Here is an 8,158-nt window from a genome sequence, read left to right on the forward strand (position 1 = left end):
AGTGCGGGTGACGAGGCCCTCGTAGATGTTGTCGATGAGGATCTGCTCGAGGGCCGCGCCGCTCGTGCGGCGGATGTCGAGGTTCGTCGGCTCGAGCACGAGTCCGACGGTGAGGGTGGCATCGGGATCGGGCGTGCCGTCAGAGGAGGACGACGGCGAGGGGGAGCCGGCGCACGCGGTCAGCATGACGGCAGTCGCTGCTATTGCGGAGACGAGGGCGAATCGGGTGGTGCGGCGTGACATGGGCGGAGTTCCTCTCAAGCGGGCACAGCAGTATCGGAGCTCATCGCGCCGCAGCGATGCGGGTGCGGATGAGCTCGGCGAGGTCGGCAGGGGCGGTCTCCTGCACATTGTGTGAAGCGGTCATGACGGTCAGCTCGGCGTCGGGCAGGCGCTGCAGGAACTCTGCGCCATCCGCCTCGCTGACGAAGCCGGCGGATGCTCTGATCAGGGCGATCGGTGCGGTGACCTCGGCGAGGTCTTCCCACCCCGCTTCGGGCGACGGGCGCGCGGCCGTCTGGGCGCCGTCGATCCCGAGCGTCCGAGCGGCGAGGTGTGCGAAGTGGTGCTTCCACTCGATGCGCCCGTCCTCGCGCACGCGGGTGTTGAGGAATACGCCGCGCTCGGTCGCGGCGCGCTCGCCGCCGAAGCCGAAAGACAGGGCGCGCTCGACGAGCTCGTCTCGGTCGGCGAAATCAGTGGGTCCGGCGTAGAAGTCGCGCAGCGCCGCGGGGCCGGCCGAGGTGTCGATCCCGGGGGTGATGTCGACGATCACGAGACTGCGGGCGAGCTCGGGACGCCGGGCGGCCACGGCTGCTGCGGTGAGTCCGCCCAGGGACTGGCCGACGAGTATCTGCGGAGTGGTCGTCCAGGCCTCGAGCGCTGCGATGACATCGCGCGACAGCGGGTGAGCCGTGTAATCGAGATCTTCGCGCCAGGAGGAGTCTCCGTGGCCGGCGAGATCGATGGCGAGCGCGGGGACTCCGAGCATCAGCGCCGTCGTGTCCCACGTGTGGGCGTTGAGGCCCGCTCCGTGGAGCAACGTCACGACGGGGTCGCCGGTGCCGTACTGCAGGGCGCTGAGCGAGCGGCCGTCCGGGAGCGCGAGGGTACGTCGACGTACGGCGGGTAGGGGCACATCGAGCGCCTGCGCCTGGTGCGGAAGATAGCTGAACTCATCGGTCTCGATCGCCACCTCAGTATTGTGGGGCCGGAAGGCTCTTCACGCGAAACGCGAGAGCATTAAGCGTAATTAAAGCCGTGCAGGACTTTGCTTCCTGCTCAAGAATAATGGAGCGACCTTGATGTTTTGATTTTCCGCCACCGAGGCCAGGGTGTCGCCGTCGACCTATCATGGAGGCATGACCGAGACGCGCGTGCACCTGTCGAAGACCGAACCCGCCGCTTATGAGGCATTGGATGCTTTCTCGCGAACCGTGGGGGAGATCTGCCGTGCGAACGGCATTGATGACCGCCTGCGAGAGCTCGTGATGATCCACTGCTCTCAGCTCAACGGCTGCGCCTACTGCACGCGGGCCCACCTCGATCGCGCGACGAAGGCCGGCATCGACGTCGACACTCTCACGCAGATCCCGGTCTGGCGCGAGAGCGGAGTCTTCACGGAGCGCGAGTGCGCGGCGCTCGAGCTCGCCGAGGCCTTCACCTTCATTCATGAGGGCGGTGTGCCCGTCGACGTGTACGACCGTGTGGGAAGCGTCTTCACAGAGAAGGAGTACGCGGCGCTGAGTTGGGCGTGCGTGTCGATCAACGCCTTCAACCGCATCGTGGTCGCGGGCCGTTACCCGGTTCCGCCCCGAAAGAATTGAGCGCACGAAGGTAAGGCAACCCTTCTCCAGTGTTATGCTGGGGTCATCATGACGACCATCACCCCAGCTCGCAGCGCACGCGCGCAGCGCCGTGCCGAGCGCATGAGCGCCCAGCACCTGGTCGTCGCAGACGAGAACTCGCTCCTTGAGCTCGAGACCTTCCTCGCCACACTCCCGCTGTGCGCATCGGGTCGGGTCTTCATCGAGGTCGCCGAGCCCGGCGACATCGGCATCATCAGCGCTCCGGCGCGGATGACCGTGACCTGGCTGGCGCGCTCATCCCGATCGGGCGCCCCTGGCAGCGGGCGATCCTGCGCACAGGGCGCCGCTATGTCCCGCGCCACGTGCGCCTGGGCCGATGAGATGCTGTGCGAAGAAGACACGCACATCAACGTGACACTGCTCGGTGGCTACCTCGGCACGGCCGACATCGTCGACCACCTCACTGAGAAGCTTGCGATGCCGGTCGACAAGATCAGCGTTCCCGCCCGCTTCGGGCTGCTCCCCGTCGCGAACTGACCCTCGCCGTCAGCCGTGCGCAGGCCTCCTGCGCACGTAGTTGCCGTCCTCCAGGCCCGCCTCGATCTCGAAGCGATTGCGCAACGGATCCCTGCCGGCGGCGAGGTACAGCAACGGCATGAGGAAGCCGTAGCGCAGCCACTGGGCCTTGTGCACGGCCTCATGACGAAGCACGCGGTCATCCGGGTCACGATCACCGGTGAGGAAGCATCCGCCGACGCAGACGCCGCCCCGGCCATAGGTCCAGGCTGGCATGCCGCGGAAGACCCACAGTCCGTTGCGACGCTCCACGGGCCCCTTGCTCCACAACGACCCCCATGTCCACCCGATGGCCGTGCCCCAGGCATAGCCGAGACGGCTGATCGGGGAGCGCAGCAGGAACGAGGGGATGCGACGATCGAATCGGCGTCCTCGGGCGAGCGCGGCCTCGGCCGCCGACTGCCAGTCGGCGCTCACACCACAGAACCGATGAGACGGAGGATCGCGCCGAGGTCGTCGACGGCATCGGCCGGTGTGCGCGGTGCGAAGCCGGCGATCGTCGCGCCGGCGAGGGGAACGCGAGCGCGGACCGCGCGGATCGCCGCGCTGAGAACCGCGGGGGAGACGCCGAACGGCTCGGCTGAGGACACACCGGAGAACTCCGCCGGATCGAGCACATCGACGTCGATGTGGATCCAGACGCGCGTCGCGCCGGTCGCTGCGACGGCATCGGCAAGCGCCTCCGGGCTCGCCAGGTCCGAGGCATCCACCCGTCGCAGGCCCGAGAGCGGTTCGATCTCGGCATCATCGATCGCACGGGCACCGACCACCACAACTCTCTCGGGGGTGATCGCCGGGTCGAGGGACAGCTGCGGTGCCCCCTCTCCGAGGACCGCGCGCAGCGCCATCCCGGAGAACGCCCCAGAGGGGGACGAGGCCGGAGTGTGGAGATCCGGGTGCGCATCGCACCACACGACCGCGAGATCTGACGTGTCGATGGCGGCGAGGGCTGCGACGGTCACACTGCAGTCGCCTCCGATCAGCACGGTCTCCGGCTGCATGTGCTCGGCGATGAGCGCACGCACGCGCGTCAACGAGCTGAGACGGTGCACAGCGGTGCCCAAGGAATCCCCGGCTTCGACCGGCACATCGAGCACGGTGGTCGCCGCACGCGGAAGATCACCGGCTATGGCCGATGCGCCATCGACGAGGAGCATCGCGCGGGTGGAGGGGGAACCCTGCCACTGCGGGGCGATCAAAAAACGTGCCACGAGGAACTCCAGGGGGGGGAAGAACGAAAAAGAAGCGCCCCGGGGATCGGCTCCCCGGGGCGCCGGAGAACTCAGGACTCGAGCTGCGACTGAGCGCTGCCGCCTGCCTTGAGCTCGGCGAGACGGGCCTCGACCTCGGTGAGCTCACCGAGGTCGTCGAGGCTCTCGAACTGGGCGTCGAGGCTGGACGCGGCCAGCTCCACCTTGCCCTGGGCGAGCGCCTCCTGACGGCGGACCTTGTCTTCGAAACGGCCGAGCTCACTGGTCGGGTCGAGCACGTTGATCGAGGAGACGGCGTCCTGAACCTTCGACTGCGCCTCGGCGACCTTGGCGCGCGCGAGGAGCTCGCTGCGCTTCGCCTTGAGCTGCTCGAGCTTCTCCTTCATGCCGTTCAGGCCGCTCTTGAGCTTGTCGACGATCTCGGTCTGCGCCGCGATCGTGGGCTCGGCCGTCTTCGCGTCGCGCTCCTCGCCGATCTGGCGCTGCAGGGCGATCTTCGCGAGATTGTCGAACTTGTCGGCGTCGGCCGTGCTGCCGACCGCGCGCAGCTCATCGGCCTTACGGCTGGCGGCCAAGGCCTTGTTGCCCCAGTCCTTCGCCGACCGCACATCTTCTTCGTGGTCGCGCTCGAGCAGACGAAGGTTTCCGATGGTCTCGGCGATGGCGGCCTCGGCGTCGGCGATGCTGTTCGTGTAGTCGCGGACGAGCTGGTCGATCATCTTCTGCGGATCCTCGGCGGAGTCGAGGAGCGAGTTGATGTTCGCCCGGACGAGCGTCGAGATGCGTCCGAAGATGGACTGCTTTGCCATGGTGTTTCCTTTCGATTGGAACAGAGTCGTGCGTGCACGGATTGTCGGGGTCAGAAGCGGCCGCTCCGGGAACGGCCCGAGCCGCGCGAGCCGCCGCCGAAGCCGGAAGGTCGACCGCCCGAGCGGCCGCTGCGGGAACGTCCGCTCGATCCGGAGCTCCAGCCGCTCGAGCGGCTCGAGCCGCCGCCGCTGAGGAGGCCGCCGATGATGCCGCCGAGGATCGCACCGCCCAGGTCGCTGCCACCCCGGTTGCTGCTGTAGCCGGTGCTGTAACCGGTGCTCCAGCTGCCGCCCGAGAAGGCCGAGACCTCGCTCTGCGCGGAGGAGATCGCTTCGTGCGCTAGGTTGTTGGCACGCGTCGCCCGCTCGGCGGCGCGGGTGAGGTCCGTGCTCTGCGCCGCAACGGCTTCCGCGTATGCGGCGTTCGCCTCGGCGAGACGCGTGCGCGCTGTCGCGCCGATCGCACCGCGTCGGGTCGTGATGAAATCGCTGGCTGCGTGGATCTGCGCCTGAGCCTGTGCGAGGCGCTGCGCGACGAGCCGCCGCTCGCGCTCGGCCTGTTCGGCGCTCTGCCGTGCCTGGCCGAGCACCGCATCGATCTCGGTGTTGACGGCGTTGAGAGTATCGAGCATCTGCTGCGGGTTGCGTCCCGGGTGCTCGAGCGCCGCGCGCACCGACGCGACATGCGATTCCGCGCGGGCGGCGACAGCAGCGAGCTGGCCGTTCGTATCCGGCAGGGCGCGGGCGGCCGCGATGTCTGCGGTGATGTCTGCGATCAGGGCACGGACGCCGTCCTCGAGAGCGGACAGGTCTGCGCCGAGCGTGGCCAGAGCGGTGCTGAGCTGTTCGATCTGCTCGACGGCCTGCTCGGCAGTGCGGATGGAGAACGCCGCCTCCCCACGACTTCCCTCGGCGATCTCCTGTTCGGCCTCGGCGATCTCCGCATCGGCCAGAGCGAGACGCTGCTGGGCCTGAGCGGGATTGTCCGTCACAGTGGCGAGAGCGGCCGCATCGTATTTCTCGGCGAGCCGGCCGAGCGCGGCGGGCAGGCCAGGGAGAAGAGCTTCGGCGGCGGCGCGCCGTTCGCGCAGGCGGGAGAGCGCCTCGGGGGCCTCAGCCTGGAGCTTGCGGAGCTGGTCGAAGGCGTCGACGTTCTCATCGAGCAGGTCGTCGGCGGCCGCGCAGAGCTGGATGATCTCGATGTGCCACGCGCGACGCTGCTCCGGGGCATCCGGGAGCTCGTCATCGAGCTTCTGCTTGAGCGAGAACGCCTGACCCACCTTCTCCTGGGCCGTCGCGACGATCGCGGTGAAGGGCGCCGTCGCATCATCGCCGTACTGCGCGACGGCGAATCCGACCTCCTGGCGGCTGGAGGTGATCGCATCGTCGGCGGCCACGAGGGCGCTGCCCGCCTGTCGCTCGAGATCGGCGTCGCTGATGGTGGCATACGGGTCGGACGGGTCGGAGGCGACCTGCTGCGGCGCACGCTTCTTCTTGCGCGCCCGGATCACGAAGACGATGATCAGGACGACGCCGACGGCGAGCACGAGCAGCACCAGTGGTGAGAACGGCGATGCAGAACCGGACCCCGACGACTGGCCGGGGAAGGCCCCCGCGGCGGCGAAGATCGCACCGCTCCAGTCGCTCGCGCCGAGCTCATCCTGCACCGCGCTCTCGATGCGATTCAGCTCGGCATCGGTGAGCGGGCCCTGATCGTCGTAGGAGAACGCGTACTGACGCGCCTCGACGGCGACGGCCAGGAGGTACTGGTGCTGGCCGAGGCCGTTCTCGATCGCCGTTCGATCCGCCCACTCCCGGCTCGTGCTCGGATCCGTGAACTCGTCGACGAAGACGACGTAGAGATCGCCACGGTCGCCTGAGGCGAGCTGTGAGAGCCTCTCGTTCGCGGCGCTGATCTCGGCGGCGGTCAGGGCGGACGCCTCGTCGGTGACGAAGCCGTTGGCCAGAGTCGCCGGAGGGGTCGCCGCTGCGGAGGAGACGAACAGGCCCGACGCGAACAGCGCCAGGATCATCCCCAGAACGACCGTGAACCGTGCCCGCATCGTGCTCCCTCCGCGAAGCCGCTGACGGCCCCGTGACCCCTGAGTCTATTCACTCCCACCGACACGCGATAGCGATTCGCGTCAAACGATCTGTGTCGTTCGAGGATGTCCTCCCCCGACGCATACGCTGGAAGGCATGGACGACATGTACGGCTCGGATGTGCTCGCCGGGGACTGGCGTCGACGGGGTGCGAAACAGGTGCGCGACATCGCCGCCGAACGCGATCTCGTCGTCGAAGTCGCCCACGACGGCTACTGCGGTGCGATCACGCGGGTGCAGGGCGGAAACGTCGAGCTGGAGGACGGCAGGGGGCGCAAGCGCGTCTTCCCGCTCGGCGGCGGATTCATGATCGACGGCGAGCCGGTTCGTCTGCTGCCGCCGCGCGCACAGGCGCAGGGCCCCCGCCGCACAGCATCCGGATCCTTCGTCGTCGCCGACCAGCGGGCCCGCGTCGCGCTGCCCAGCCGCATCCTGGTCGAGGGAAAGCACGACGCGGAACTCGTCGAGAAGGTCTGGGGCGCCGACCTGCGGGTCGAGGGCGTCGCCGTGGAGTTCCTGGAGGGCGTCGACAAGCTCGACGACCTGCTCGCCGCGGAACCTCCGAACCGGCAGCGCCGCTATGGCGTGCTCGTCGACCACCTGGTGAAGGGGTCGAAGGAGACACGCTTGGCCGAGGCGGTCCTGCGCGGTCCGCACGGCAAGCATCTGAAGATCGTCGGTCACCCGTTCATCGACGTCTGGCAGTGCGTGAAGCCGGCGTCCGTGGGCATCCGGGCCTGGCCGGAGGTGCCGCGCGGCATCGACTGGAAGACCGGAGTCTGCCGTGCCCTTGGCTGGCCGCACGCCGAGCAGGGCGACACCGGCCGCGCCTGGCAGCACATCCTCGGCAAGGTCACGACCTACCGCGATCTGGAGCCGGCGCTGCTGGGTCGGGTCGAAGAGCTGATCGACTTCGTCACGGAGCCCGTCGCATGAGCGGCCGCTATGCGCCGCGTAGGCTGGATGCCATGCCTGAACCCCGCACTTTCCGTGAAGAACCGGTCTCCTTCGTGCGTCGGAGCGGTCGGATGTCGGAAGCGCAGGACCGCGCGTTCGAAGAGCTCGCCCCGGGATATCTCCTCGATGTCCCGCGTGCGGATGCTTCGACCAGTGTGCATCCGGATGCTCGACTCGACCCCGCCGCCGAATACGGGCGCGCCGCGCCGCTGATCGTCGAGATCGGCTCCGGCCAGGGGCACGCGATCGTGCACGCGGCATCCACGCGGCCCGACCACGACTTCCTGGCCGTCGAGGTCTTCCGGGCGGGACTCGCCCGCACCATGCTCGACGCCGACAAGGCGGAGGCCCGCAATCTGCGCCTCATCGAGGCGAACGCCCCCGAGGTGCTCGCGACCTACCTGCCCGAGGGCAGCGCATCCGAGGTCTGGGTGTTCTTCTCCGACCCATGGCACAAGAAACGCCACACCAAGCGACGCCTCATCCGTGAGGGGTTCGGCGCGGTCGCGGCCCGCGCGCTCACCGACGGCGGCCTGCTGAGGCTCGCGACAGACTGGGAGGACTACGCGCTGCAGATGCGCGAGGTCATGGACGCCGAGCCGGACTTCGAGCGCGCATTCGAGGGGGAGTGGGCCGAGCGCTTCGACGGCCGCATCATGACCGCATTCGAGCGCAAGGGCATCGACAAGGGCCG

At 68.6% G+C, this 8,158-nt stretch carries 9 protein-coding genes and 1 pseudogene; 4 read left to right on the forward strand and 6 right to left on the reverse strand.

The features are described from left to right. A pseudogene (locus Q0Z66_RS11340) lies at positions 1 to 243 on the reverse strand (ABC transporter substrate-binding protein); the annotation flags it as partial. A 40-nt stretch (positions 244 to 283) separates the two neighbouring features. Next, positions 284 to 1,195 (reverse strand): alpha/beta hydrolase, encoded by a 912-nt coding sequence (locus tag Q0Z66_RS11345; RefSeq protein ID WP_298041197.1) that lies wholly within the window; start codon positions 1,193 to 1,195, stop codon positions 284 to 286. 166 nt (positions 1,196 to 1,361) lie between these two features. Between Q0Z66_RS11345 and Q0Z66_RS11350 the strand changes: the two genes are divergently transcribed. Next, on the forward strand, positions 1,362 to 1,826 hold the full coding sequence (locus Q0Z66_RS11350) for a carboxymuconolactone decarboxylase family protein (protein WP_298041199.1): 465 nt from the start codon (positions 1,362 to 1,364) through the stop codon (positions 1,824 to 1,826). A gap of 48 nt (positions 1,827 to 1,874) precedes the next feature. Beyond that, complete coding sequence (locus Q0Z66_RS11355) at positions 1,875 to 2,345, forward strand: SIP domain-containing protein (protein ID WP_298041201.1); 471 nt, start codon at positions 1,875 to 1,877, stop codon at positions 2,343 to 2,345. Between the two features lie 9 nt (positions 2,346 to 2,354). Here the strand turns inward: Q0Z66_RS11355 and Q0Z66_RS11360 are convergent, their stop codons facing one another. From Q0Z66_RS11360 to Q0Z66_RS11375, 4 genes are all read right to left on the reverse strand, one after another. Next, positions 2,355 to 2,801, reverse strand: coding sequence for a Fe-S oxidoreductase (locus Q0Z66_RS11360; protein WP_298041203.1), 447 nt, complete (start codon positions 2,799 to 2,801; stop codon positions 2,355 to 2,357). After that, on the reverse strand, positions 2,798 to 3,595 hold the full coding sequence (locus tag Q0Z66_RS11365) for an arginase family protein (RefSeq protein WP_298041205.1): 798 nt from the start codon (positions 3,593 to 3,595) through the stop codon (positions 2,798 to 2,800). The genes Q0Z66_RS11360 and Q0Z66_RS11365 overlap by 4 nt, the downstream gene beginning before the upstream one ends. A gap of 71 nt (positions 3,596 to 3,666) precedes the next feature. After that, positions 3,667 to 4,404, reverse strand: coding sequence for a PspA/IM30 family protein (locus Q0Z66_RS11370; RefSeq protein ID WP_298041208.1), 738 nt, complete (start codon positions 4,402 to 4,404; stop codon positions 3,667 to 3,669). Between the two features lie 50 nt (positions 4,405 to 4,454). After that, complete coding sequence (locus Q0Z66_RS11375) at positions 4,455 to 6,467, reverse strand: TPM domain-containing protein (RefSeq protein ID WP_298041210.1); 2,013 nt, start codon at positions 6,465 to 6,467, stop codon at positions 4,455 to 4,457. A 136-nt stretch (positions 6,468 to 6,603) separates the two neighbouring features. Between Q0Z66_RS11375 and Q0Z66_RS11380 the strand changes: the two genes are divergently transcribed. Beyond that, positions 6,604 to 7,443, forward strand: a complete 840-nt coding sequence (locus Q0Z66_RS11380) for a DUF3097 domain-containing protein (RefSeq protein WP_298041212.1) — start codon at positions 6,604 to 6,606, stop codon at positions 7,441 to 7,443. 32 nt (positions 7,444 to 7,475) lie between these two features. Then, the coding region (gene trmB / locus Q0Z66_RS11385; RefSeq protein ID WP_298041214.1) for a tRNA (guanosine(46)-N7)-methyltransferase TrmB at positions 7,476 to 8,158 on the forward strand (683 nt) is incomplete at its 3' end.

The organism is uncultured Microbacterium sp. (assembly GCF_947632095.1).
Taxonomy (GTDB): Bacteria; Actinomycetota; Actinomycetes; order Actinomycetales; family Microbacteriaceae; genus Microbacterium.

Bases quoted from the DNA above. Each gene is read 5' to 3' on its own strand.
- Q0Z66_RS11350 (WP_298041199.1), top strand. From the start codon at position 1,362: ATGACCGAGACGCGCGTGCACCTGTCGAAGACCGAACCCGCCGCTTAT.
- Q0Z66_RS11355 (WP_298041201.1), top strand. From the start codon at position 1,875: ATGACGACCATCACCCCAGCTCGCAGCGCACGCGCGCAGCGCCGTGCC.
- Q0Z66_RS11370 (WP_298041208.1), bottom strand. From the start codon at position 4,404: ATGGCAAAGCAGTCCATCTTCGGACGCATCTCGACGCTCGTCCGGGCG.
- Q0Z66_RS11375 (WP_298041210.1), bottom strand. From the start codon at position 6,467: ATGCGGGCACGGTTCACGGTCGTTCTGGGGATGATCCTGGCGCTGTTC.
- Q0Z66_RS11380 (WP_298041212.1), top strand. From the start codon at position 6,604: ATGGACGACATGTACGGCTCGGATGTGCTCGCCGGGGACTGGCGTCGA.